Annotated in this window: 18 protein-coding genes and 5 pseudogenes; 8 read left to right on the top strand and 15 right to left on the bottom strand. The window is 39.5% G+C overall.

Annotated features, from left to right (window positions below; genetic code table 11):
• Nucleotides 1-407: 407 nt before the first annotated feature.
• Both ACTQ9T_RS11115 and ACTQ9T_RS11120 read left to right on the top strand, forming a co-directional pair.
• Nucleotides 408-671, top strand: a pseudogene (locus ACTQ9T_RS11115) (transposase); the annotation flags it as partial.
• A 483-nt stretch (nt 672-1,154) separates the two neighbouring features.
• Nucleotides 1,155-1,379, top strand: a complete 225-nt coding sequence (locus ACTQ9T_RS11120) for an antitoxin VbhA family protein (RefSeq protein WP_201608376.1) — start codon at nt 1,155-1,157, stop codon at nt 1,377-1,379.
• A gap of 435 nt (nt 1,380-1,814) precedes the next feature.
• Here the strand turns inward: ACTQ9T_RS11120 and ACTQ9T_RS11125 are convergent.
• A pseudogene (locus ACTQ9T_RS11125) lies at nt 1,815-2,111 on the bottom strand (hypothetical protein); the annotation flags it as partial.
• A gap of 438 nt (nt 2,112-2,549) precedes the next feature.
• On the opposite strand from ACTQ9T_RS11125, the gene ACTQ9T_RS11130 reads away from it, so the two are divergent.
• Nucleotides 2,550-2,855 (top strand): helix-turn-helix domain-containing protein, encoded by a 306-nt coding sequence (locus ACTQ9T_RS11130; protein ID WP_201599331.1) that lies wholly within the window; start codon nt 2,550-2,552, stop codon nt 2,853-2,855.
• A gap of 18 nt (nt 2,856-2,873) precedes the next feature.
• Complete coding sequence (locus tag ACTQ9T_RS11135) at nt 2,874-4,136, top strand: type II toxin-antitoxin system HipA family toxin (protein WP_440465093.1); 1,263 nt, start codon at nt 2,874-2,876, stop codon at nt 4,134-4,136.
• 352 nt (nt 4,137-4,488) lie between these two features.
• Here the strand turns inward: ACTQ9T_RS11135 and ACTQ9T_RS11140 are convergent, their stop codons facing one another.
• Nucleotides 4,489-5,031: a hypothetical protein gene (locus ACTQ9T_RS11140; RefSeq protein WP_210539275.1), complete on the bottom strand. Its 543-nt coding sequence runs from the start codon at nt 5,029-5,031 to the stop codon at nt 4,489-4,491.
• Nucleotides 5,032-5,342: 311 nt separating this feature from the next.
• On the opposite strand from ACTQ9T_RS11140, the pseudogene ACTQ9T_RS11145 reads away from it, so the two are divergent.
• Nucleotides 5,343-5,444 (top strand): annotated as a pseudogene (locus ACTQ9T_RS11145) (IS5/IS1182 family transposase); the annotation flags it as partial.
• Between the two features lie 187 nt (nt 5,445-5,631).
• Here ACTQ9T_RS11145 and ACTQ9T_RS11150 read toward each other — a convergent pair.
• From ACTQ9T_RS11150 to ACTQ9T_RS11160, 3 genes are all read right to left on the bottom strand, one after another.
• Nucleotides 5,632-6,570, bottom strand: a complete 939-nt coding sequence (locus ACTQ9T_RS11150; protein ID WP_440465094.1) for an acetamidase/formamidase family protein — start codon at nt 6,568-6,570, stop codon at nt 5,632-5,634.
• 1 nt (nt 6,571) lies between these two features.
• Nucleotides 6,572-7,918 (bottom strand): APC family permease, encoded by a 1,347-nt coding sequence (locus ACTQ9T_RS11155; RefSeq protein ID WP_194618427.1) that lies wholly within the window; start codon nt 7,916-7,918, stop codon nt 6,572-6,574.
• A 539-nt stretch (nt 7,919-8,457) separates the two neighbouring features.
• Nucleotides 8,458-8,967 (bottom strand): 2,4'-dihydroxyacetophenone dioxygenase family protein, encoded by a 510-nt coding sequence (locus ACTQ9T_RS11160; RefSeq protein ID WP_194618425.1) that lies wholly within the window; start codon nt 8,965-8,967, stop codon nt 8,458-8,460.
• A 379-nt stretch (nt 8,968-9,346) separates the two neighbouring features.
• Between ACTQ9T_RS11160 and ACTQ9T_RS11165 the strand changes: the two genes are divergently transcribed.
• Nucleotides 9,347-10,090, top strand: a complete 744-nt coding sequence (locus tag ACTQ9T_RS11165) for an SDR family NAD(P)-dependent oxidoreductase (protein WP_440465095.1) — start codon at nt 9,347-9,349, stop codon at nt 10,088-10,090.
• 45 nt (nt 10,091-10,135) lie between these two features.
• On the opposite strand, the gene ACTQ9T_RS11170 is transcribed toward ACTQ9T_RS11165, so the two are convergent.
• Complete coding sequence (locus ACTQ9T_RS11170) at nt 10,136-13,009, bottom strand: LuxR C-terminal-related transcriptional regulator (protein ID WP_440465096.1); 2,874 nt, start codon at nt 13,007-13,009, stop codon at nt 10,136-10,138.
• A 432-nt stretch (nt 13,010-13,441) separates the two neighbouring features.
• Here ACTQ9T_RS11170 and ACTQ9T_RS11175 point away from each other — a divergent pair, with 432 nt between their 5' ends.
• Nucleotides 13,442-14,242, top strand: a complete 801-nt coding sequence (locus tag ACTQ9T_RS11175) for an alpha/beta fold hydrolase (protein WP_440465097.1) — start codon at nt 13,442-13,444, stop codon at nt 14,240-14,242.
• A gap of 224 nt (nt 14,243-14,466) precedes the next feature.
• On the opposite strand, the pseudogene ACTQ9T_RS11180 reads toward ACTQ9T_RS11175, so the two are convergent.
• The 7 genes and pseudogenes from ACTQ9T_RS11180 to ACTQ9T_RS11210 all read right to left on the bottom strand — a co-directional run.
• Nucleotides 14,467-14,622 (bottom strand): annotated as a pseudogene (locus ACTQ9T_RS11180) (IS3-like element ISPar1 family transposase); the annotation flags it as partial.
• Nucleotides 14,623-15,136: 514 nt separating this feature from the next.
• On the bottom strand, nt 15,137-16,060 hold the full coding sequence (locus ACTQ9T_RS11185) for a LysR family transcriptional regulator (RefSeq protein ID WP_440465098.1): 924 nt from the start codon (nt 16,058-16,060) through the stop codon (nt 15,137-15,139).
• A 238-nt stretch (nt 16,061-16,298) separates the two neighbouring features.
• A complete protein-coding gene (locus ACTQ9T_RS11190) occupies nt 16,299-17,966 on the bottom strand; it encodes a thiamine pyrophosphate-dependent enzyme (protein WP_440465099.1) in 1,668 nt (555 codons plus the stop codon).
• A gap of 62 nt (nt 17,967-18,028) precedes the next feature.
• A complete protein-coding gene (locus tag ACTQ9T_RS11195) occupies nt 18,029-18,367 on the bottom strand; it encodes a RidA family protein (RefSeq protein WP_210539266.1) in 339 nt (112 codons plus the stop codon).
• A 63-nt stretch (nt 18,368-18,430) separates the two neighbouring features.
• Complete coding sequence (locus tag ACTQ9T_RS11200; RefSeq protein WP_440465100.1) at nt 18,431-19,681, bottom strand: NAD(P)/FAD-dependent oxidoreductase; 1,251 nt, start codon at nt 19,679-19,681, stop codon at nt 18,431-18,433.
• Between the two features lie 32 nt (nt 19,682-19,713).
• Nucleotides 19,714-20,805, bottom strand: coding sequence for a YkvI family membrane protein (locus tag ACTQ9T_RS11205; RefSeq protein ID WP_194618409.1), 1,092 nt, complete (start codon nt 20,803-20,805; stop codon nt 19,714-19,716).
• Between the two features lie 86 nt (nt 20,806-20,891).
• A complete protein-coding gene (locus ACTQ9T_RS11210; protein ID WP_440465101.1) occupies nt 20,892-21,935 on the bottom strand; it encodes a histone deacetylase family protein in 1,044 nt (347 codons plus the stop codon).
• A gap of 653 nt (nt 21,936-22,588) precedes the next feature.
• On the opposite strand from ACTQ9T_RS11210, the pseudogene ACTQ9T_RS11215 reads away from it, so the two are divergent.
• Nucleotides 22,589-22,947, top strand: a pseudogene (locus ACTQ9T_RS11215) (DDE-type integrase/transposase/recombinase); the annotation flags it as partial.
• A 161-nt stretch (nt 22,948-23,108) separates the two neighbouring features.
• Here ACTQ9T_RS11215 and ACTQ9T_RS11220 read toward each other — a convergent pair.
• Both ACTQ9T_RS11220 and ACTQ9T_RS11225 read right to left on the bottom strand, forming a co-directional pair.
• Nucleotides 23,109-24,725: an NAD(P)/FAD-dependent oxidoreductase gene (locus ACTQ9T_RS11220; RefSeq protein WP_440465102.1), complete on the bottom strand. Its 1,617-nt coding sequence runs from the start codon at nt 24,723-24,725 to the stop codon at nt 23,109-23,111.
• Between the two features lie 500 nt (nt 24,726-25,225).
• Complete coding sequence (locus tag ACTQ9T_RS11225) at nt 25,226-26,119, bottom strand: LysR family transcriptional regulator (protein WP_440465103.1); 894 nt, start codon at nt 26,117-26,119, stop codon at nt 25,226-25,228.
• Nucleotides 26,120-26,202: the final 83 nt, after the last annotated feature.

Genomic DNA, 26,202 nt, shown 5'->3' on the forward strand with positions numbered 1-26,202 from the left:
TTCAGACGCTCTAAAATACAATTATCGTGATTAAACGGTATCACCGTCACGTATTTTATGGATAAAAAAAACACTCTTTAAGCTATATAAAACATAGCTTAAAGAGTGTTTTTTTTATCTGTACTCTTATGTGGTTGAGTCGATTAAAGTTAAGGTTTGGTCTAAAAATACAACTCCCTCCCTTATTGATAGTTTTCCAATACTATACTGCTGTGCATTGACTCTGAACCCATCTGGTTCCGAATGCCACTAAAAGCTCTAACTACTAAAAACAGGGGAATGCTAAAAGACTTTCGTTAGATAAATTATCGTTCATCAGGTCTAGAGAATAGCTTTTTTTAGTCGCTATAATAAATGACCCCTGCCGTCAAATCCGTACAGTTAAACTTGGGAGATTTTAGTTACGCAGCTTGACGGTGTTCTTTGAGTATCCTAAAAACATTAGAAAAGCCATTTATACCACCAATGCTATAGAATCACTGAATAGTCTCATTCGGACGGCGGTGAATAAGCGTAAGGTGTTCCCATCTGATCAAGCCGCATTCAAGGTGGTGTACTTAGCCACCCAGCAGGTATCCAAAAAGTGGTCGTTGCCAATTCGTAACTGGACGGCTGCTCTTAATCGTTTTATGATTATGTTTGATGATCGTATCAGTAAGCATTTAATCTAAAGGGCAGTTACACAGAATCTGGGATGGGCTCTCTTATGCAGGGGACGAAATAACTAAAAATATTAATATTCATTCTTTAAGTTTCCGACAATCCCGGGACGGTTCAGAGCGTGTATTACTCTTCTAGATTTTAGTATATTTGGTAACTGCTGCCATATATTTACCGTGTAGAATTCATCGAAGACCTTTACCTACTGCACCAATATTTACGCAAAGTTTGGGAAAATCTCAGTTTGGTAGGAATTTGATCACGGCTACATTTTATTCTGTTCAATGACTTCTAAAATCTTGTAAGCTTTCCATATATATCTAACGTTTAAGTACCATTTGCACGCTATCACACTAAATGACGCAGAAATCGAGAGCCCAAAAAATAGTAAGAAATAGTTAATCGGCAAATTTTGCGACAGTTACACCATTTTCTAAAATGCAGTTATCGCAAAAATTGCGACAACTGCCTCAACTTATGAAATGGAAAGAAAAATGTCTGATGATCGCCCTATCCTTGTAAGTGAAGCCGAAATTGCGAAGCGCCGGCATAGCAATGCACTTACTTCAGGTAGCTTTGCAGTAGACAATATACCTGCAAACCCTGACACTCAGTACCTTTTTGACGATTTTGTGGAAGGTCGCATTGCTACCAATGAGGAATTAATACAACTGTTACATGCTCATTACTCTAAAATAATAAACCCACCTAAGCCTTGATGGTTTAGATACATACCCTTTTAGCCTCCATTAGTTATGTCTTTACTTTACTAATAACAATCCAAAATCGAGGATTTACAGTCGGAACCTGTAGGCGTAAAAAAGTTAAAAACACTAAATGACGTAGGAACGCATTCTGTTTTTAGAGCCTATATTGTTCGTCTGAATTTTATTGAATATACCTATTGCGAACCAATAAAGTGCTTTCACTGGTTCGGCACCCTAGTGAGGACTTGGATCTTGGTCTGTAGACTATTGGTAGTAATGGTTAGAGTTATATAAATAATTGTAGTGTACTTCACAGTGCATTTTTTTGGTAGTTAAACAGAATTCGGGATGGGCTCTGTCACACTGCTTGAGCTATGCTGAAGAAACCGTAGTGAACCCTGCCCTCAAATCCATATAATTAAACTTGAGACACTTTAGTCATGCAACCTAACGATAATAACCAAACCACATCTGCCTTGGCGATCTATAGCTTAAACCTTTTTTAATTCTCGTTTCAAAGCAGTGCTTTGCTAATCGCTCCTCATTATAATCAAGCTCAACATACTTAATAATATCGTTGATGGCTCCAGTTCTTATTTCAAAGTCTTGATGATACATAAGCTCATTCTTACTTGAGGAGCAGTACTCCTCACCCGAAAAGCTTTCTATGTGTGCGTTATCAAAGCAGTTGCCTTTGCCACTAACTGAGCTGTTAAAGTGATGCTGCTTGATGATGTGATACGCTTAGCTACAATACTAGGCTAGGCTAGGCTAGGCTAGGCTAGGCTAGGCTAGGCTAGGCTAGGCTAGGCTAGGCTAGGCTGAAGAAAACATATTGCCCTAACACTATGGCCGCTCTTGAAGAAATCAAGTATTTTTTTGATAGTCATACTTTTATCAGATGCCGCAGTCTTAGATTTTTGGCGTACAACATTATCAACAATAGAATATTTTCAACAGCATAAAGAGATAAAATCTTGAGTGCAAAGTCATCGCTAGCCGCTGATGTTATAGCCTACCAAACATTTATTATCTTTAAAATTATTTAGCTGACTTTTTTAATATCGGGGTTTAATTACAAATATTTTTTGCTAATTATTTATTTCAGAAAAACAAGCATTCATATTTGAATGACTAAGTGCTAAAATAATGGTTTAACACTCTTATATGATTGATTAAATTATGAATGTAAGGTTTGATTTTTATACGCCAAGTGAGATTGCCGAGATTTTAGGTGAACGCTTAAAAACGCAGCGATTGGCATTAAACTTAACACAAGCCGCCTTAGCAGAGAAGGCAGGTATTGGCGTCAGCACTGTAGCTCGCATTGAATCAGGTCAAGGCGGTACATTAGATAACGTGATCAGGCTCGCTATGGGGCTTGGTATGGTCCATCACTTTGCTGAATTGTTTGATATAGTACCTACCAACATAGAAGAGGTTATCGCTAAGAAAAATTCGCGCTTGCGTGCCTCAAATAAAAGCTGACATAAGGTAACCAATTCAGTGTATCAACCGATATCAATTGTCAATATTTACTACCAGGGATTCGGGGACAAACGTCTTATCGGTAAATTAACAATGGATGGGCGACGCCCTACCTTTGGCTATGATGCAGCGTGGCTGGCTGATGGACTGGAGCTGTCACCCATTGAGATGCCATTACGAGCAGCACCGTATTATGGTACTCATGCGTCGAGCCATTACTTATGCGGATTATTATCAGACAGCTTACCCGATGGTTGGGGAATGCTACTAATGGATAGGTTTTTTCGCAAATTTATGGACAGCTCTGCACAACAAGTGAATGTTTTGGATCGTTTGGCTTATATTGGTGATTCTGCAATGGGTGCGCTTAGCTTTGAGCCACAACAAGACCTGTCAGGCGCTGATATAGATATCACTGATTTTACTTTATCTAAACTAGCCGCTGCCAATCAATCGATTTTATCTGGACAAGATAGTGACATACTGGCTGAGCTCATCGTCATTGGTGGCTCACCACAAGGCGCAAGGCCAAAAGCACTTGTCCTATATGATGAAGCAACCGAGTTTATTGCTACGGACTTAACAAGCGAACAGCCATCCGCAACGCCGTGGCTGATTAAGTTCCCTGCCCAATCTGAGCATAAAAGCGTTTGTCTATTAGAGTCACTTTATGCTGATATGGCTAAGCAAGCAGGCCTAAACATGCCTGCGCATCATTATTTTGATATCGGTGAACAACATGCTGCTTTTGGGGTTGAGCGTTTTGACCGCATGGGCAATCAACGCGTTCATACTCATACACTGGCGGGTTTGTTAGATATTGACTTTCGCATTCCTTCAATAGATTATTTGCAGTATTTGCGCTGCGTGCGTATGTTGACTCAATCGCAAGTTGCTGTAGAAGAGGGTTTTAGACATGCTGTATTTAATGTCATCTTTAATAATAAAGACGATCATAGCAAAAACTTCTCTTTTATGATGGACAAGGCTGGCAGGTGGTCGTTATCGCCCGTCTATGATCTCGCTTATAACTCAGGTATGAATGGTTATCACCAAATGGATGTAACTGGTGAAGCTCAATACCCTACCCGATCTCACTTACTAAAATTGGCGAAGCAAGCTGATATTAAGCAAAACAAGGCACAAGCTATTATTGATCAGGTAGCATCAGTTGCTGAGGACTTTTTGACTGTTATTAAAGATCATAACATTGAGAAAGAATTATCAAATCAGGTCATTCATGATATAAAAGCCAATCTCAATCGGATGGCAAATCAATAGACCTTAAGAAGTTGTTAAATTTGTTGTTAAAAATAAATACTTAACTACCTTATCCCTTAATAATAAAGGATTATGCTAATTTAGTCGTTGCGTGGTGGGCGCACCAACGAATATTATCAGAAGCAATCAAAAGACCCCATAGCCTATACGCTGTGGGGTCTTTTGATTATTTAATATATTACATCCTGACTTTATATAACTTACGATGTATTTTCATACAGCATTTTAAAGGTATTCTAGCAGGTATCTGAAAATACTGAACCGCTCCGAGTATATCGGAGGCTGATTTACTTGAGTCAGGCAGCGATGCCTAACAGGGTTAAATTATCATAATACCGTTTTTCGAACTCAATTAGTGTTTCGGCTGTATATGTATAGTAGACGAAAAGCTTTTATTTTTAACCACTACACCTTTGGGTGCTAATGGCTCAAAGTCTTGATTAAATATCGCCCCATCTTCTGCAGGGATAATATACTGAGCTATGTAATTAGTGCCTCTGTCATCTTGAATATCAGCAAACGAGGCATAGTATTTGTTGTATTTTCCGGCATCTACAAGCTTACTTTCAACTGGCTTTATAAATTTACCATGAATCAACTCAAGAGGATTAGTAGAACCGTGCTCGCGCGCTATAAACCAATATTTTTTATATGACTCTAAATTAAGGCTTGAAATATCTACCTCAGCCAAATCGATCCAGTTAGCACATTGCTGCTCAAACATTTTCGAACGTAAATCCTCTCCTTCAAGCCAAGCAATAGCCATGTTTGTAGCACGCTTGATTAAATGACCTTCAATCATTGCATTACTACCACCATCGCTAAAATCGATCATTTCTTTAGCAAACTCTAGTGAAAGCTTTTCAACATCCGCCCGATCAAATCTTTTTATCATTTATTTTTATTCCTAAGATTATTTATCGAAACACCCTAAATTTGGTTGGAATCCGCCACGCTACAAAATATATCATCAACTGTTGTCAAGGGTCAAGCAGTAACAATCTTTTGAAAATATTAGTAATGTTCGGGCCTCAAAAATCATCTAAAGGTAGGTCTATGTTGGTTACTTTCTAGCATCACTATGAATAAATAGATTGTCCTTATTTAATATAAGAATCTTTTGAGTTGGTTTTAGTTTAATATTTTTCGTTGTATTATATTAAATAGTGAATTATATTCATGTTTTTATCTAGGTAAGGATCTTAATATGGGGGTTTGAAAAACTACAGCGTAGTTGCAACTAGATTTGATAAGCTTAAGCAGAGTTATGGAAATACGGTCGCTCTCGCTTGTGAGAGGTTATGGTAAATAACTTTAGGTAGAAGGATAGTCATGACAAATATAAGACACTTATTTAATGATAATTAAGCTGCGTATCACTCTTTGAGCCGGTAGTGAGAAGTCAATTGCTTTTTAACAGATGATATACGCTAGATGGCGTATTCAATCATAGCCAAATAGTAAATCCGGCCATGATTGAATAATTCACTGAAATCTACATAGCTTTGAGACTATGTGACTTAAAAATTGATTTAGGAATGTAAAATGATACTACCCAGTTCGGCTGATCAACGATTTCACTGATTTTTAGCTGTCCGGCTACGCTGCACAGGGCATAAGCTAACTCTTCGTCCATACCAGCTTTTTTATTCAGCCGATCAATCATGAAGCGAACGGCATTTTTCGCACCTTCCATAAGGTCTGGGCCCACTCCTGTGGTAACAATATACCCCTCATTATGGTTATCGCTGGCAACAGCGGGCATATCAAACATGGGGGCAGGAATACTATCGCCCTTATGCAGTCTGATTGTCGCTGTAGCTGCCATCCGCGTTTCAACCGCAGTGCCACATACCTCTCCATCTCCCTGACATGCATGTGTATCGCCAATGCTAAGAAGGCCGCCTGGCACCTGAACTGGTAAGTAGAGCTTAGACCCCTTTACTAGATCGCGAATATCTAGATTTCCGCCACATATGCGCGGAGGAACAATGGAGTGCGCACCAGGCTCAGCAGGTGCTAATCCGATAGTCCCTGCAAATGGTCGGAAAGGAATAACGACATCATCATGAAAATATACTGACTCATTATCATACTCTGAAATTTTTAACCATGGCTTTGTAAACTCTTCAGACAGCAAACCAAAACTAGGTATTATTCCTGTCCATCCCCAGCCACCAGGTTCGAAATCTAAAATCTCAATTTCGATAACGTCACCTGGTTCAGAATCTTCAATAAACAGTGGGCCACAGACAGGATTTAAAGCATCCATAGGCAATCGAGTAAGAATCTCAGCCTTACTGTCACGAGTAATCAACCCTCCGCTAGCATCGAGAATATCGAATCGTCGGGTATCACCGGAACTTATAGTTTCAACAGGCTTAAGATCATGATCAAAACAATGATGAACATCATGAATCGTCTTGAATTTCATATTAAATCTCCATATTGACTTGGCGGCCACGCATTTTTGCCAAATAATAAATGCCAACGCCTATTGCAGCCCAGATGGCACCAATAATAATAGTATAGCTTTCAAAGCCACTCCATATGTATCCCACAACAGCCATGCCAAGCAACGGGCTCAAAATATGTAGAAAGAAGTTATAAGACTTTTTCTTAAGCACAAAGTAATAGATGGTACTAATATTTAGGATCAAGAAGGCTGTTAAAGCACCAATAGTGACAATAGATGTCAGCAGAGCAAGATGAGACATAAAAGCAATCGCAACCACAATAGATATCACGCTTACCAACAGCGTACTGACATATGGTGTCTTGTAGCGGGAATGCACACGAGAAAGTGCCGATGGCAACAGGCGATCACGTCCCATACTGTAAAGAATACGCGCTGTTGCGATCTGCGCGACTAGTGAGTCCGCGATACCCCAAGCAATCGCTGTCGTTGCTGCTGTCAGCACTCCCAACCATTCGCCACCAGCGATACGAGCCGTTTCATAAAATGCAGTATCAAGGTTGTTGAACTGTTCTGGATCAGGTTGTATCAAGGCCGCAATCCACGTTTGAGCAATAAATAAGCCACCAATAATAAACAGCACTAGGAAAATCGCTTTACTTACTGCCTTACCACCTCCCTTAGCTTCTTCAGCTAGGGTAGAAATACCATCAAAACCAAGGAAACTTAGTACAGCAATAGGTACTGCAGAAATAATTAATCCCATTGAAAAGTTGTCTACATCGTAAACAGGAGCTATCGAAAACATAGCTCCGTTGACATTATTGCTAATGGCAACAACCCCTACTACTAGAAATATTGCAAGAACGATAAGTTCAGCGATTAACATCCAACGATTGAACAATGCAGTGAAGCTGATGCCACGAATATTGACGTAAGTATTAAAGATAACGAAAGCGATGATCAAGAATACTGGTGAAATCGAAGGGAAAATGTCGTGAATAGCAAGTGCGCCTACAACGTAAAGCAATGCAGGTATAAGAACATAGTCCAACAACATAATCCAACCAGCGACAAAACCGACAAAACTGTTGGTTCCTTTAGAAACATACGAATACACAGAACCTGCTACAGGAAACTCTTTAGCCATCTGTGAGTAACTCACAGCAGTAAATAGCATACCTACCAGCCCTATTATATAAGCGGTCACAATCGTACCACCACTGGCACTCATTACGTGCCCGAAGATGCCGAAGGGTGCAATAGGAACAATAAAGATAAGACCGTAGATCACAAGATCTCTTAGCTCTAGTGTTCGTGAAAGTTCCTGCTTGTAGCCAAGACTTTCAAGAGTATTCTCACTCATTGATAAATTCCTTTTATTTGTAACTTCCTTTTTAAGTATTTTAAAATGCTTTCTATTTCTTCGATCAGCAAAGTAATGCTGACTTTTCCTTTAAAATAAGTAAACGCCTCTAAGTCTATGTAGGCTTTTTGGTACATTACTAATTAATTAGATATTATATTTTCTATAGACTGTTGTTCTATATTATTTTCTTCCATAACTTTTATTAAAGTCTTGTATAGAAATTTACTTGAAGCTCATACCACAACTTGCCCACTCGTAGTAGCTTGATAGCTTCACGTCTAATATATGACATATTCGAGTAATACTAAGAAAGCGCCTGTTATCTTTGATAAAGGCGTGTTTCGCGAGCTGCTCTTTGTAGAGTTGAATTAACCCTTCTAAGTTGCATATCACTCAGAAGGATTAGTTTATGAAGACCTACTATGGCTTCGCTCTGACTCAAGAGAATGTCTTATTGAGAAGATTGTCATTCACGAAGCTAAAATCACAGTATAAATTTTGATGTTTCTCACTATTAGTAGATATCAAATGGGTATTTAGACTGTAGGATTATTCGTAGCTTTATCACTAAAATCATTATTAGCATTTGGCTTAATATAACGCGGCATTTTTTGTCCAGTTTCTTTAGCAACAGTATGTAGCATCTGTTCAATCCAACCAGCATCCATAATAAACATAAGCGAGCCATCCTCATTGAAGTTTACATTAGCACCTTCAACCATGATGAACCCCTCTGCACCTTCATCACTTCTGAGTGTATGTGTTGACCCTGCTGGTTCAAATAAATAGCTCCCAGCTGTTTGCACATCATCTGGATACTCCAAATACATCCAAGATCCTGCTGTGGTATAAAAATGTACTATCCCCGTATGAAAATGCTCTGGCAGTTGAGTATTGGGTTCAAAACGGGCGTAAATAACCCATACCCCTGTTTCAGAGTTCAAATAAAAGGGCGTGATATGAACGCCTGGCAAGGCATTTTTTATCTCGCCTTCCTTTTTCATATTTAGCGTCAATAGATAGTCTTGAGGGGTGCCGATAGACATAATGCAATTCCTTTTGCGATATACGATTAATAGTCGGAGTCAGCATCAGTTTCCTTCAGATGCTGCTAGTTGTGAGCAAGTTAAGCCCTGACTGCACCTGATCTCTTGCAGATACTCTATTAGTATATTCGCCTAAAACTTGCTGCCAACCACTCAAAAGAATGGTTTTTTATAAACACAATACTGAGTACAACCATCCTTTTATTATCAATATTTATGCTAATTTTAATCAATATGACTAGGGTATGTCTGATAGTAGACCCTGACAGAGATATTTTATAACTGTTTAACCCGCTTCATGGTCATATATCAGCAGAGTAAGGTTATTAGCTTAACTAGCTACTTAAGCTATAGGTGTTTAATAAAAGGAGTATTTCGTATGGATACGAAAGCATCAGATACATTTTCAAAAGATTTATTTGCTCATAAAGTTGTCGTTGTGACCGGAGCAACCTCAGGAATTGGACAAGCCGTTGCCATTGCTTTTGCACAAAAAGGCGCTAAAGTTTGGGCATTGGGATTAAATAGTAAGGAGGCACAGTATCCACAGCAATTGGATATTGAGTCAGTAGAGTTAGATGTCACTAATGAGGATAAAGTCGCCGATTTTTTCAAAAATCTAAATCAGCTTGATGTGCTTTTTAATGGCGCGGGTATTGGCTCAACAACAGAACACGAATTACCTATGTTTAAAAAGGTTGTTGATATTAATTTAACGGCAGTTTTTCATATCAGTGAATGCGCGGCGCCACTATTGGCAAAATCATCTGGTGGTTCTATTATTAACGTTTCATCCATGTATTCTATATTTGGGTCACAACTCACGCCTGCTTACGCATCATCCAAGGGCGCAATCGATCAATTGACTAAATCTCATGCTATCTACCTTGCAAAAGATGACATTCGCGTGAATGCTGTAGCACCCGGCTGGATTGACACTCCTATGATTCAACAGTTAAAAGTATTAGATGGTTTTACCGATGGTATTATGGCAAGAACGCCTCTGGCAAGGTTTGGTAACCCAATAGAAGTGGCTAACGTGGTTTTATTTTTAGCTTCTGATGCAGCCAGTTGGATTACTGGTACCATCGTCAACGTCGATGGTGGCTATTCTATTGTTTAATATGTGAATGCTCTAAAAATAGGTCATGGCCTGTTACGACTTGGCCTATTTTAAAATATACTGTTGATGTGCTTGCGCAACGGCTTGTGTTCGGGAGCGTACTTGTAATTTATGATAAATGTTACGTAAATGCCATTTTACGGTGTGAATAGACAAAAAAATCTTATCGGCTATCTGTCCATCACTCAAACCACTTTCAACCAATAATAATATTTCAATTTCGCGCTCTGATAAAACTATCATACTATTAGGATCACTCTGATTATCACTAGATAGTTGCATAGCACTTTCTATTTGAGATTGCTTATCTTTCAATGAAAAACTGCCTTCTTCATAAAAATCACGACTCCCTACTTCTAATATAGATACTATATATTTTTGGATATTAGACGATACGGCAACCTCATTTCCCTGATACTGATAAAGCTTATTCAACAGCACTAAAATTAGCGGATGCTCATCGAGTATGATTCGATGTGTTTGTGTTGATTTAAATTGTTCCAGCGCATCTAATAAGCTCTTATAAGACAGTATAGGTTGATCCAACACGTGATAGGCCATTGCCAACAATAACCTTATGCGAGCATTACGTATCACAAAGGGTAGATCAGCTTTTAGAAGTTGATTCAGCTCCACCACTACTTGCGCTACTTGCTGACTATTACCCGAAAATATCGCCTTACGATATGGTAACAGATCCAGTCCAGTCAATAATTCAGTCAACGTCAAACCACTAAGCTCACCCTCCTCTCTTTTTGATCGCTTTTTTATTTGATAATCAAGCCGATCGTTCTTATCTTCGTATTTTCCTGTCACCATTACTGGCATTATTTTCTTCAAATCTTGCTCGTCAACCCATCGTTGTATATCACTGGTTAGCCGAGGGAGCGACCATTCATCCGCTTTGCTATTGGCTTTTGAGAGATCTTGATAACTAATCTCCATCCCTGCTAAACATGCCAGCTTCAATTCTGTCAAAAAACCCAACGTAATCATATCTGTGATAACCATGTTTTCACCTTGGTCGAAATCTCTAAGTGCTTGTCTAGCATCTTCAATACGATTGCACTCATAATAAAAGCTTGCTTTTAAACTGCTTGCCACACTCAGCATCATATCGCGATTACTATCATTGGTCCCTAATTGAGCATAATCTGGACTGATACCAATGCGCTGAAATTTCTTGGTGGCTGATGGTATATCGCCTAATAGCCTGTCACAAGTTGCATCAATACTATCTATATAAGTTAAGCCGTACGGATTATCATCCTTAATATAAAGGGTTCTTGATTGAAAAATTAGTGAATGAGCATGTCTGATGTTGCCATCATTAAGTTGATATAAAGCACAGATGGCCAATAACGGTGCTCTAAAAAAATACGCCTCTAGCGACAGTTGTTGAAGACCTATTTGCGCCAACTGATAAGATTTGGGTAAGTCATCAGCAATAAAAGCAGTCATTGCTGACAGTCCTAACTGCTTATCTTTATGGCTAATAAAAGTTTGATTGTCATTATCTAACAAATAAAGCTCTTCTTGCTCAAGCACTTTTATATAGCGGGCTGCTTTATAATGTTGACGAGATAGAATCAAACCCCAAATTAAATCATATAGTAAGGCTGGATGTTGACACAGCTGACTATCAGTTAAAGACTCAGTCAGCTCTAACAAACTATAAAGCCGCCCCTCTAGTATCAAATCATGACTGACTGCTGTTAAAGCTGACAAAATCAGTGTGTTATCACCGATTAACTGTGCATGGTAGATCACCTCCAAAAACATACTATTCGTTTGATACCATTCTGCTGCTTTAGAATGAGTGGCAAGATACTTTTCTGATGCTTGATTTTGTAGCCTTGTTTGCAGAAACTGTCTCATCAATTGGTGTATGCGAAACCACTGATACTGATCATCTATCGCTTGAATAAAAAGTCCTTGTTGACTTAAATTTTTCAGCAAGACCTGCGCATCAGTTGCACCAGTTAATGCGTGACACAAGCTGGCATTTATTTTTCTCAATACGCTAATATTTAACAAAAGATTTTGGACATGTGCATCACATTGTAAAAATACCTGCTCTGCTAAGAAATCAGCTATTTGCCGCTGTGCGCCACTCATTTGATGTACGAGTTGGTATAAATCTTTTTCATTCGTACAACATAAATTAATGAGCTGTATACCTGTTAGCCAACCCTCCGTTTTATCAATAAGCATTGATACCAACTCGTTATCAATCAAAGTTAAGGGGCTAGCAGCATCTACTGTCATCTCTGATAATGACTGATTGGCTGCCATGTAAGGTGTAAGCGTGGTATTTTGTATCAAATTACTGTGTAGGTACTGCTGTAGTATATGCGCATCAAGTGCTGACAAACGCAACTCATGTGCTCTAATAATGTGGACCAATCCTTGTAGTTCACCTTTTGCAAGTGCCCAGTTTGGAAGCGCACGTGAGGCAATAACTAAATGGTAATTACTGGGTAAAAATAGGTATAGCCACCAGATAATATTCAAGCTATCAGGATTGGTTAATACCTCTAGCTCATCAATAAATAATGTATGGGAAGTTGTCGTATTAAGCTGAGACAGTAAATGATGAATATGACTTTTTGTTACTCTGTCTTCTACTAATAATTGTGCATCAGATTTCTGAGTCAATATTGTCCACAGGTATTGGTACAGACGTATAGGGTCGTTGTCATCGTTATCTAGAGTTAGCCAACCAACCGTGAGATGACGTATCTCTAGCTGTTCACTCTGCTGTACCATAACAGTAGTTTTGCCATACCCTGCAGCGGCTTGTATCAAAACCAACCGATGAGTATTATCTCCAAATAACTGATGCAGTAGTTTGGGGCGCTCAAGCAGCCTGACTTGTTGCAGTTGTGGTCGTTCGATCTTTGTTTTTAAAATCAGCATCCTTGCCTCATTTTTTTAATAATTGGTTGCCAAATAGCGAGTAGCTCTAATGACTATGCACCACAATAGCAAGAAATACATTAACCTTAGGCTATAACATGTATCACGTATTATGCATCATGCCATCTAGCTATTATGACTCGTTGAATCGTAACATTAGTGAGTAGAAAACACACTGTAATCAAAGTGAATAAGTGGTAAATCAACTTATATTGAAATCAAACAGCGCTATAATGTTAAGTATCTCCACGCATATCTGAGAGCTAAAAATTATCGTATTAGTAAACTGCCTAGCAACCGATACGCTCACAATTCATCGCTTTTAACGACTCAGAAATTCTGATAAAAGTATTAAGGGATGAAGGTGAATATCACGCTCTGTTTATTATAAGAGTCATAAAGATCAATAGTGTTTACACAAGGAAAAAGATCATGCCAGATATTAACGTGAATGGAACTACCCTATTTTATAATGATGAAGGTCCTAAAGACGCTCCGGTGTTAGTACTAAGTCACTCGCTGTTTTTTGATCATAAAATGTTCGTGCATCAGATAGAGCATCTATCTAAAACCATTCGAATAGTGAGCTATGATGATCGGGATCAAGGGCAAAGCGCCCGTTCAGAATTGAAAAGCGTTGATATGGATACTCATACCAACGATGCCATAGCATTAATTGAGGAGCTCGACCTAGGGTCTTGCTTTTTTGCTGGGAACTCTATGGGCGGGTTTGTTGCGCTACGTTTAGCCGCTCGCCGCCCAGATTTGCTAAAGGGTTGTATTATACTTGGATCTAGCGGAGAGCTTGAATACAAACTGGCCGATTTTTCGCCTTTGGTTGAAGGCTTAGGTGCACAAGGTACTGAACCATTTATCGATACGCTTATGTATATCATGTTTGGCGATGACTATTTGGCAGACGCCACTCGAGCAAGTGAGCGTGAGTACTGGCGTGATCATATGCTAAAACTAGGACCTGATATCGCGCGCAGTGCTGATGGCGTTATTCATCGCACTGGCATATTAGATGAGCTTAAAGGGTGCAAAGTACCTACGCTAGTATTGGCAGGCGAACAGGATCATGCGTATGAAGTGCCTCTGTCAGAAAATATTACTAATACAGTAGCCGATGGCCAAATGTTCGTGATTCCAAAGGCCGGTCATTCGGTAGCACTTGAACAACCGGAAATCGTTAATAGATATATTGCAGATTTTATTTCAGCACATTCATAATGCGGACTTCATAGCAAATAGCTTGAGATTTTAGTGTTTTACTCACTTAATGGAATTTAATAAAGCATGTTTATTCATGTCATTAGTGAATTTATCTATGTGCTTGACACTTCCAACAGCTCAATGATTAGAGCAACTGCATGAACGATAATGGCTTACGTGACGGTAAAGGTAGTACGTACTTTGCTAGTCACTCCTCATTATAATCAAGCTCAATATACTTAATGATATCGTTGATAGCTATAGTACTGACTATCTCTGTCAAAATACAAAATCAGCTCTTGGCTGGGTCGTCTATTCTTAATTTCCATATTGAGTGCACAACAGACTAAATCTGCTGTCACATGCTTATTGATGGCATAGCCAACCAGCTCTTTAGTGTCGTTATCACATGGGATATTAAAAACTATCGAATGAATGGTATGGCTGGCAGGGTAGTTTTGAAATAATTGGCTTTTGCAGAATTAACTTATATGCATATATTTAAAAATTATTCGGTGTGACTACCTATAATACTACGGGTCTATAGATAGTACTTATAGATATGCTAACCACTAACCACTAACCACTAACCACTAACCACTAACCACTAACCACTAACCACTAACCACTAACCACTAACCACTAACCAAGATATGAACACACTATATTGATAATCTATCTAAGCCTATTTATATAAGGCTTAGACCACAAATTGCTAATAATAAGGTTTATCAGGTGTCTTTGTGGAAATCGGGGTTTGCAGCCTGACTCAAGTAAATCTGCCTCCGAAAAATTCGGAACGGTTCAATTCTCAGGATTAGTAAATTTCAAGCTTAAGATGTGACTTTTTCAGGAGGTCTAATAGTTACAGCTTATCTCAAATTAGGTAATATTGTCTTTACAGAGTTTCGATTAAAAAGAAATATCAAACTCTATAATTTCTTCGATAAATCTAGCTTCAATAGGTGATAAAGCACGGTGTTTATGCCAAAAGAGACGAATAGGGATATCAGCAATACCTTCGCTTGGCGGCAAACGTCTAAGCTTAGACTCTAAGTGCGTTGCGGCAATGAACTGATCAGGTAGCGCACCGATGCCATAGCCGGTATAAATCAGGCGAACCGCTTCATCTAAATTGTTGGTATAAGCACTGATACGGCCAGTAATATTATGGCTTTCTTTAAACACCGTAATTGGTGAAAGCACATCACCAATATCTTCACTACTAAAAGCTATAAAATCCTCTTTTAATAAGCTATCAAAACTCAAATCAGGTACTGAAAATAGCGGATGATGGTAGCCGCAATATAGGTAATACCGCTGAGTAAACAATAACTGCTGATTAAGAGTTTCCGGGATGTGTCGAGCTAAGCAGATACCAACAGCAGGTGTCTTTTGTTTGAGGTTATTTAAAATATCCATACTTGATTTCACTGTCAAATCTAAAGTAATATTTGGATATTTTTTTTTGAAATAAACTAAAAAATCATTGTATTTTGGATTGTGGAGTCGACTGGCGACTAGTAATTTAATCTCGCCTTCTAGTAGATGCGAATTGCTACCTTTCATAGCTTCAATAGAGGTTATTTCTGTAAAAATCGTTTGTGCAACTTGAAGGCAATAATGACCAATTGGAGTGAGCTCTAACGGTTTGGTATTGCGAATAAGTAGCTGACTTTCGAGCTGCTCTTCAAGCTTTTTAAGGTTTTGACTGACTGCTGACTGGGTAATGTTTAGGCGGTTAGCAGCTGCGCTAATGCTTCCCTCCTCATATATAGCTATTAACACATGAAGCAATGTCCAATTCAAGCTATCGGCTAATTTCTGTTGCAGCATAGTAGTTTCAGCACTTGTATTATAAATATATTGATAACAACTCAACATGAAAGGACTACCAAAAATAAGGAGGACTTAGTCTTTTTGATACATATTCAGCCTCTGAATTTTTAGCTCCCCTTTCATCATTGTTCTCAGCTCATAATACAATATAGCTAAGGATAACGGGGCAGTATAAATGCTTATTTATTGTATGGCTTGTCATAACACCTTCTTGTCATGACAAGCTAATTAATACCTAAGGTGTTAGCTCATCAGGGTCTGTAATCACATGCAGCAATACTGTCTTGCGCTCTTTTGTAACGATTCTCAGCGCATTGGTCACACTGGTTGCGATGTCCTTGTTATTAGCGACTCGTATACCATGGGCACCAAAAGCATTGGCCAGTGCAGCAAAGTCAGGGTTTTGTAGCTGCGTACCAGACACCCGATCAGGATAATGAGCTTCTTGGTGTTGACGGATAGTACCAAATTGCTGATTGTCCATCAAAACAATTAAGACAGGGGCATCATAACGAATGGACGTTGACAATTCTGCTTCATTCATCATAAATTCGCCATCACCCGTGACCACTATCGATAAACGCTCAGGCGACTCTAATGCAGCTGCAATACCCGCTGGCAGGCTGTAACCCATCGCACCATTTCTAGTACTCAGCTGACTTGGGAAGGTATTTGTGGGCAAATAACGCTGCGCCCATAAACAGTGATTGCCAGCACCAAAACTGTAGACAGCATCGGTAGGTAACTGCTCAGTCAACACTTTGATAACTTGGGTCATACTGGCGTATGTCTGATCAGTATTTGTTTGCTCAATATTATTCGTTGCTACGGGCGTTTCTGGAAAAGCACAATCTTTTCTCTGCTGTTCATGACAATAATTAAACCAAGTATCACGTGAATCTGAGCTTGCCAGCGATACTTGGCTAATCGCTTTGATAAAGCTAATAGGGCTAGCGACGATATGCTCAGTAACCGCACCACTATGACCGCGCAAGCTTGTATCTAAATTAACAATATAATTAGGTTTATCAAAGGACTGGCGCAATTTATACCCATCACTAGCAACGTCCCCTAATACAGTACCTATCGTAAGCACGACATCAGCTGTTTCGATTAATGCGGCACAGTCGTCCGAGCGCCCATAACCTAGGTAACCTGCGTGGGCAGGAGAATCAAAAGCCACTCTGTCTGAGGCGCGCCAATCATGGATGACAGGAATGTGATTGTCCTCTGCAAACTGGGTTAACTGTTTAGAAGCTTCGGTCGTCCAATTTTGTCCCCCTGCAAAAATCAGTGGCTTTTCAGCAGTAGATAACGCATTTAATATTATATCAAGCTTGTCATTAGATATAGCACCTTCAGCAACAGGAATCCCTGGATGCAATTGTCCGTGGAATTCCTGTTGGATGATGTCTTCAGGTAGTCCCACAACGACAGGACCTGGTCGTCCTTCTAAAGCAGCGTGAAAAGCTTTGGCTACAATCTCTGATGCTCTTGAAACTTCATCCAATATCAGTACACGTTTACACTGACTAGAGAACCATTGATTGGGATCAAACTCTTGAAACGATTCTCGGTTTCTGTCTGCAACAGGAATAAGTCCAACGAATAATATGAGCGGCACACCATCTTGCCATGCGGTATGAATACCAGTATAAGCCTGTGCCGCGCCTGGTCCACGGGTAACCATAGCAATACCAGGCTGACCCGTAAATTTGCCATGAGCATCTGCCATGTAAGTGCAGGCTGCTTCATGACGACACACCACTGTGTCAATATCAGCATTATACAACCCATCTAATACCGACAGATAACTTTCACCTGGAACGACATAGGCGCGACTGACACCGTGTAATTGCAAACTGTCTACGATTGCTCGACCACCATGGATAATGTTGCTCATTGTTAGTCCCTTAATTTTTCATTTTAATAAAAGTCTTTATTTCTTATAAGTGTCAAAACAACTTATTCAGCAGCAATGACCGTCACTTCTACTAATAGGTCAGGATGCGCCAATACTGATTCACCACAGGCTCGAGCAGGTGGTTGAGTATCTGCAAACCACTCATCCCACACATCATTCATCGCTGCAAAATCCTCCATATTTTTTAGCCAAACGGTGGCTGATAGAATTTTGGATTTATTACTACCTACTTCTTCTAATAGCGCTTGGACTTTATTTAGACATGTCAACGTTTGAGTAGCCACATCTTCATCAATACCTCCAACTTGACCTGACAAATAAATGGTCTGATTGTGAATGACAATTTGGCTCATACGTTGGTTACTATGAAGTTTTCGCATGTTGATTAATCCTTGTATGTTAGAAATAACGAAATTTAAGATTATCTCGTTAAAATAATATTATTAAGCGTTAGAAAATCGTTGAGCATCAAAAGGTTCAATATCCACTACTGTAGGTTTGTTGTGTAATAATTCTTCTATAATACGTCCAGTGATAGGTCCCAAGGTAAAGCCTTGATGACCATGTCCAAAGGCAAACCATAAATTACTATGTTTACCAGCGGCTCCGATGACCGGCTTCATATCAGGCATACACGGTCGTGAGCCTGCCCACGCCTCTGTTTCCACTTTTTGATTTAATGGTAAAATATTTTTAGCGAAAGCCAATACAGCGTTCAACTGATCAAAGTTCTTTGGTGCATCGATGGTAGTCATTTCAGCGCCAGTTGTGACGCGAATACCTTGCTGCATCGGCCCCATGACAAAGCCTTTATCCATATCTACCAGACTATGATTGACCGTGTTCTGTGGCGTCGTCTCAAAATGCTGATGATAGCCACGCATAGGAAATAAAGGTAAGTCATATCCCAAAGGTTTTATCAACTGGTTAGACCAAGGGCCTGCTGCAATAACCAGATCATCACTATAAAAAGTATCAAGATCAGTTATCACTTGCCAGCCATCGCCTTCAGGTCGTATTTCTTTGACCGTACACTCACCTATTGCCCCATCTTTTTCTTGAAAGCTCTTGGCATAGGCCTTTACCAAAGCTCCAGGGTTTGATACCTGCCAAGAGTTAGACCAATGAATAGCCCCGATAAAATCATCGAAATTACCATTGGGCTCTAATTCTTTTAATTGCGTAATAGATAGAACTTTGTGCTCAATGCCTTGTTGTAGTACATTTTCAGCACCTAAAATTGCTGCTTTAAGTTTGTTTTCGTCTCGATGCATTTCAATCCAACCATCACGCCTGATCAAATCTTCAGCACCTGCGGCCGTAATCATCTCTTGATGTTCGCTCGTACAATGCTCAATCAGAGTCTGCCACTCTTTTTCTATTTGCTGAACAGAAGAAGGTGCAGAGAACTGCCAGTACTTTAATAATGCCTGATGGTAACGGAAGACAGCAGGCCAACGGTAGCGTATATCAGTATTTTGATTCGGTAATACTCTTATTAATTCTGCAAGATGCCTTGGAAAAGGATGCACATGAATAGCTTCTCTCTGAATCAATCCCGCATTACCATATGATGTTTCTGATCCCGGTGGCTTTTTATCTAATAATAAAACCTGAGAGTTATGACTTTGCAGATGCCAAGCAATAGATGTCCCTACCATGCCAGCACCAATAACAATCACTTCATATCGCATACTATATCCTTTTGTTTCTGCTTTGCCTTTTGTTATAGCTTTGGTCGTTCAGCCATAAATATTTGACCTTTGAAAGTCTTATATAGCGCACAGAGCAGTACATACATACCGAGAATACCTAAAGCGGGATATAAGGTGCCGACCAATGTACTGAACGGAAAGAGTGAAGCCAGTAGAGACAGCACCACGACGACTATAGTCAAAATACGAAACTTTGATGTTTCTGTATCAGAATCAAAGAAGCGAATAACGAAACCATAAAGGTTGGATACCGCTGTCGTAAACACGGCAACGACGAGCACTACACTAAATAATAATCCTGTCATTGGGCTAATACCACGTGCTATCTCTAAAAATGGAAGCTCATAACTCATGACGTTTTCAAGATTTGATAAGAGCGCCATAATAATGAATAGTAAGCAAATACCCAATGTCATACCACCGATTACACCGGCCATTCTGACTGTTTTTAGATTTGGCTCTTTATTACCAATTGAGGCAAAAGTAGATACGCCTGGAATGACATTGTATGAGACATAAACGATTGCTGACGTCCACCAAAAAGACGTGGCTGTGTCGGGCTGAAGCGTTTGAATAGTGGCATCAACAGTTGCTAATTGGTCAGAGTAATTAGTGAAGGTAATGACAGAGATGACAACCACGGCCAAAATCATTAACGGGGAAATAATCCCTAACGCTCTAACAGAAGATGTAAAACCAAATATGACGGTTGACAAGGTCATTATAGCAATCAGTATCTTGCCAGCAACGGACGGTAAACCCCAGTATTGTTCGATAGCTGCCCCGCCACCTGAGAACATAATACTAATGACGCCGAACATAAAAAACAAAAGAATATAATCGGCGAAGAAACCTATTTTTTTGCCACATAAGTAGTTAAGAACCACACGGTGGCTATTGGTTTTAAGCTGATGACCCAACTCCATAAACACCGTACCGTACCATGCCAGCATGATCATCGTAATCACAGCACCCAGCATACCGATAAAACCGTAACCTGCAAAGAATTGCAGCACCTCTTGCCCACTTGCGTATCCAGCACCAATGACAGCCCCAACATACACACCGGCATAACTGATCGCCTTAATAATTGAAACACTCATATTAAACATCCCTGTTGTTGTGAGTTAATCGAGTAATAACCCTAATAAATCCTTTAAACGGTTAGCGACTAAACATTTATTTTTCATTAATCATTATTGTTTTCTGAAATGAACCCAGATAAGAAAGATTGCAGATTTTCATTGAGCTTTTCTATGCAATACCCTCCTTCAACCAGCACAATGATCGGTTTATTTAACGCCTTAAGTTTCTGTGCCAAAGTTTTAAAGCCTTCCGTACTAACGTGACATTTGGCTTGTGGATCGTCTTTATAGACATCAAACCCTAAGACATGAACAATGACATCTGGATCAAATAATTTTAAGGTTTCTATTGAGCGATCTACATAATGAAAGAATCCCCTTTCATCAGTATCATGAGGCATTGGAAAATTGAGGTTATAGCCATAACCTTCTCCTGCACCTCTCTCGTGCTCATGACCGGCGACTACCGGATAAAAATTGATAGGGCTACCGTGAACAGAGGTGTATAGCACATCTTTGCGGTCGTAGAATATCTCTTGGATACCCTGACCATGATGCATATCCGTATCGATAATGGCGATTTTTTGAAATTTTTGACGGAGATGCTGTGCAATGATTGCGGCATTATTTAAATAGCAAAAGCCGCCTGCCGCATTCTTACGAGCATGATGGCCTGCAGGTCTGGTTAGACAGATTTGAATATTGTTTTGATTGTCTTCATCGTTTAATAAATTTTCAGCAGCGTTGAGTGCCGTTTGAGCCGACCAATAAATAGAGGTCCATGAGTATTTGCCAATTGGTGCGCTACCATCGGCTTGATATTTGGCCGCTTTTGCTAAGATACCAAGACCTGGGTTATTATTCTGAACATAAATCGTCGTCTGAACTTCCTCGCCCATCTCTTCATCTATTGCCATCCATTCATCATAAGCATGCTTTAAGAAATCAACATAATCTAAATCATGAATAGCCAAAATTGGCGCGATGCCAATATCTTTAGCAGTTGTTACTACTAAGTCTAAAGCTTTTGGTGCCTTTAATAGCTCAATCAATCGCTCAGGTTTTTCTTGAGGCTCGCGCATTTGTCCACGCGAAAAATAAGTCTTTGGATGATGAAGCTTTTGATTTTCATGACTATAAACTTTCATTCTGAACATTCCTTTGTTTCTAAAATACTTAAAAAATAATATTAAAAATTCTAATGTACTTACTAAGGTGTATCTTTTTACATCTGATTGCCAATAGCCGTATATTATGGTTATTACTCATGTTTCTCTAATATATGTTGTTGAAAAGTCTCCGTCAAACGTTATAAATTAATAGTATTTATAAGTAAATCTAATATCTTTTGGACTACTATATTAAGTTTGTCCATAAGCTATGTAATATATTCAATAAGTTTTTTATACGCAGAAGATAAAACTGAAATACCTACCAGTTAGCAACAATACAAATGCTATTCAATTAGTAGAATAGAACACGCCAATAAAAGCGTGTAAGCATGATGATATTGTCATGCGCTTAATACTACTTTTGAAGAGATAAAGTAAATAATTGACAGCTTGAATTGGCTTATGAGGAAAGAGAATTGTTGACAGATTGGGGAATCATAATTACGCTACAACGTAATTCGTTACGTACAGCTCGTAAAGTACGCTGGTATCAAGGATAATTAAAAGTTATTTAAATCATATATCCGTATCGCGTGTTAGGTTTTAAACAATTAGGCCATCACAGTAGGATAAATAGCAGCATTAATTGTTAGTCAGAGTATCCAGTGATGAGATTGGGAAACACTATCCGTCCTAACGAATCTTGGGTCAGTGATATTACCTATACTTGGACAAATGAGGGCTGGTTGTATTTAGCAGGGGTTAAGAACTTATACACCAAAGAGCTGGTGGGCTTGCCATCGACAAGCGCATGACCGCTGATTTAGTCTGCCGTGCATTGAACATGGCAATTAAGAATAAAGAGTCAAGCCAAGGGTTGATTGTACATTCTGATAGAGGCAGTCAGTACTGTAGCCACGCGTGTCACAAGATCATCACGCAGCATATGCTTCGATAAAGCACCCATAGAAAGCTTCTGAGTTCATTAAAGAATGCGCTTGTGTATAACCAAGACTATAAAATAAGGTTTACAGCAATCAAAGAGATCACACTGACAGCATAGGTCAATAAAAATAGTCCACCATCCTCAAAACACAAAAAAAGCCTTTCAAGCTTTATATTTCATAGCTTGAAAGGCTTTATCGATCGCATGCTTTTATCTAAGTGAGCATTTTAATATTAGGATTTGCTTATCGTTTAGAGCCGCTCTCACTCTATGTTTAACATCGATTTCGCCACAGCTTCGGCCACTTTAATGCCATCAATCCCTGCTGATAATATGCCACCTGCGTAGCCCGCACCTTCGCCTGCAGGGAATAAGCCTTTGGTATTAATGCTCTGGAATTCTTTATTGCGTTTAATGCTGATGGGTGACGATGTTCTGGTTTCTACGCCAGTGAGTAACCCATCATCAGATGAAAATCCTTGGATTTTTTTATTAAACGCTGGAATGGCTTCACGTATGGCATCCACGGCAAAGTCTGGCAGTGCTTTGCTTAAGTCGGTTAAGGTAATACCTGGTGTGTAAGACGGTTTTACATCGCCTAATTCTGAGTCTGGTTTACCTTTTAAGAAATCGCCAATGGTTTGCGCTGGTGCACTGTAGTCTTTGCCGCCTAATTCAAACGCTAAGGTTTCTAGTTGTCTTTGTAAGTCGATACCGGCAAGTGGGTGGTTTGGGTAATCTCGCTCTGGGTCGATGCCTACCACAATAGCACTGTTGGCGTTACGCTCGTTTCTTGAATATTGGCTCATACCATTAGTAACAACACGGCCTTCTTCTGATGCTGCGGCAACCACGGTTCCGCCTGGACACATACAGAAGCTATAGACAGAACGACCATTTTTACAATGATGAACCAATTTGTAATCCGCAGCGCCAAGTATTTCGTTTCCAGCATTGTCACCAAAGCGTGCTTTATCTATGGTTGACTGTTTATGTTCAATCCTAAAACCAATCGAGAAAGGCTTTGCTTCAACATATACGCCTTTATCATGGATCATCTCAAAAGTGTCTCGGGCGCTATGACCAACAGCAAGAACAACATGGTTAGTTTTTAAGGTTTCGCCAGTATTGAGTGTCACGCCAGTTACTTTTGAGTCAGTGATATGCAAGTCATCTACGCGAGTAGCAAAACGGACTTCACCACCGAGTTCTATGATCTCGGCACGCATTTTTTCTACCATAGTGACTAACTTATAAGTACCTATGTGCGGTTTACTAACAAATAAAATTTCATCTGGTGCGCCAGCTTTTACAAATTCTGTCATTACTTTACGGCCATAATGATTTGGATCTTTTACTTGGCTATATAATTTTCCGTCAGAAAAGGTACCGGCTCCACCTTCACCGAATTGTACGTTAGATTCTGTGTTTAATTTACGCTGACGCCAAAAGCCAAAGGTGTCTTTGGTCCGTTGTCTGACTTCATTACCACGTTCAATGATAATAGGTTTAAAACCCATTTGAGCAAGGGTAAGTGCTGCTAATAAACCACAAGGTCCAAAACCAATAACAACAGGACGCTCAGTTAAATCTTTTGGCGCTGCACCTACATATTTATAACTAGTGTCTGGCGTTGATTTAACATGGTTGTCTGACTCAAATTGAACCAGTAAATCATGTGTTAAATCCGAATCGGTCAGTGTGATGTCTAGCGTATAAATTAATTGGATATTTCTTTTATTACGAGCATCATAACCACGTTTAAACATCACAAATGACGCCATTTGCTCAGCAGAAATTTTAAGTTTTGTCGTTATAGCAGTCGTTAAATCTTTAGGTGCATGATTTAATGGCAATTTAATTTCAGTTAAACGTATCATTGGTTACTCATAAACTCGTGTAGAAAACAGTCTCGCATTTTACTGGTACTGATACAAATAAGCGAATAAATATTTTATTTACGCAGGGTAAATTTGCGTATTTAGTTTGTAGTTTGAAAATAACCTCTGCCGTCAAATCCGTACAATCAAACTTGGGAGACTTTAGTCACATAACCTGACGATAATAATTAAACCACATCTGTCTTGGCAATAGATAACCCGAACCCTTTTGAATCTGAATCCTAGTCCCATTAAGAGCATCGCTCTTGTTTTGCGCCGCTGCAAAGCGGTACTTTGCTATTCCACTTCTCATGATAATCAAGCTCACAACAGAACTCGTTATAAGGTATGGATAAGGAGTTTTAGCATGAGAAAGCGTACAGGTTGCAGAAGTGTCTACGTACCTATTATATTTGAGGAATTAAGTGCTAATTTAAACGTTCTTAGGTGATATTGCTAATATTGGGTTTTATAAACAGTCCATATTCATCCATTGCTTGCTACCAGTAAGGCGAATGCTTTATTTCTTCAGCGAGAAAATCAATAAACCTTCTTTGTAATGGTGTCACCTGCTTTCGATTGGCATAAACCACATAAACACCCAAAGTTTTAGGTTTCCATTCAGGCAATAACTCAATAAGTTGGCCGGATGCAATCAAATATTTGACTGCGCCAGATGGCTGCAAGCTGATCCCGTGTCCACGTAGCGTGGCAGCAAGTAAAACCTCAGAGATATTGGCGCTGATATTGCCAGAGATAGGAACAGACTCCGGACCATTTGGCCCATCGAACACCCATGCAGACCGTCCAAAATACGCAAACGATAGACAGTTGTGATGTACAAGCGACTGTACATCTGTAGGTCTGCCACGTTTTTGTAAATACTCAGGTGCAGCGCATACGATAGAGTGGCACTCACCGATACGTCTGGCAACGACATTTGGCTCCAAGTCATTGGTGATACGAATCGCCAAGTCAATACGGGCATCAACTAAATTAACCGAGTCATCAGTGGTAAGAATATCAATCGCTGTCTGCGGCCAGTGAGATACAAAGCGACCAACCACATCCATCAAAAGGCTATCAATCAGCGAAAGGCTAGCAGTAATCCGCAACTGACCTTTTAACTCCAAAGTATTTTGATTACGTATTTGATCCAATGAATCAGTCAATTCAAGTAACTGATACGCTACCTCAAGCGTCTGCTCACCAGGGGCAGTCAGGCTCAGACTTCTAGTCGTGCGATGTAATAAGCGTATATCCATCCAGCTCTCAAGCTCTGTCAGATAGCGCGTTACCTTAGCTCTAGACATGTCTAAATTGTCCGCCGCACGGCTCAAGCTACCTTGTTCAACGATAGTAACAAACACCTGTAACGCGGTCAGTCTATCCATTTATCCATCCTAATTTGCGCGAAAACTGAAATAGTAAACACTGGATTATAGCGTATTTAAACGAAATACAATCGAATAAAATA

Source organism: Psychrobacter sp. ASPA161_6 (genome assembly GCF_051970285.1).
Taxonomy (GTDB): domain Bacteria; phylum Pseudomonadota; class Gammaproteobacteria; order Pseudomonadales; family Moraxellaceae; genus Psychrobacter; species Psychrobacter glaciei.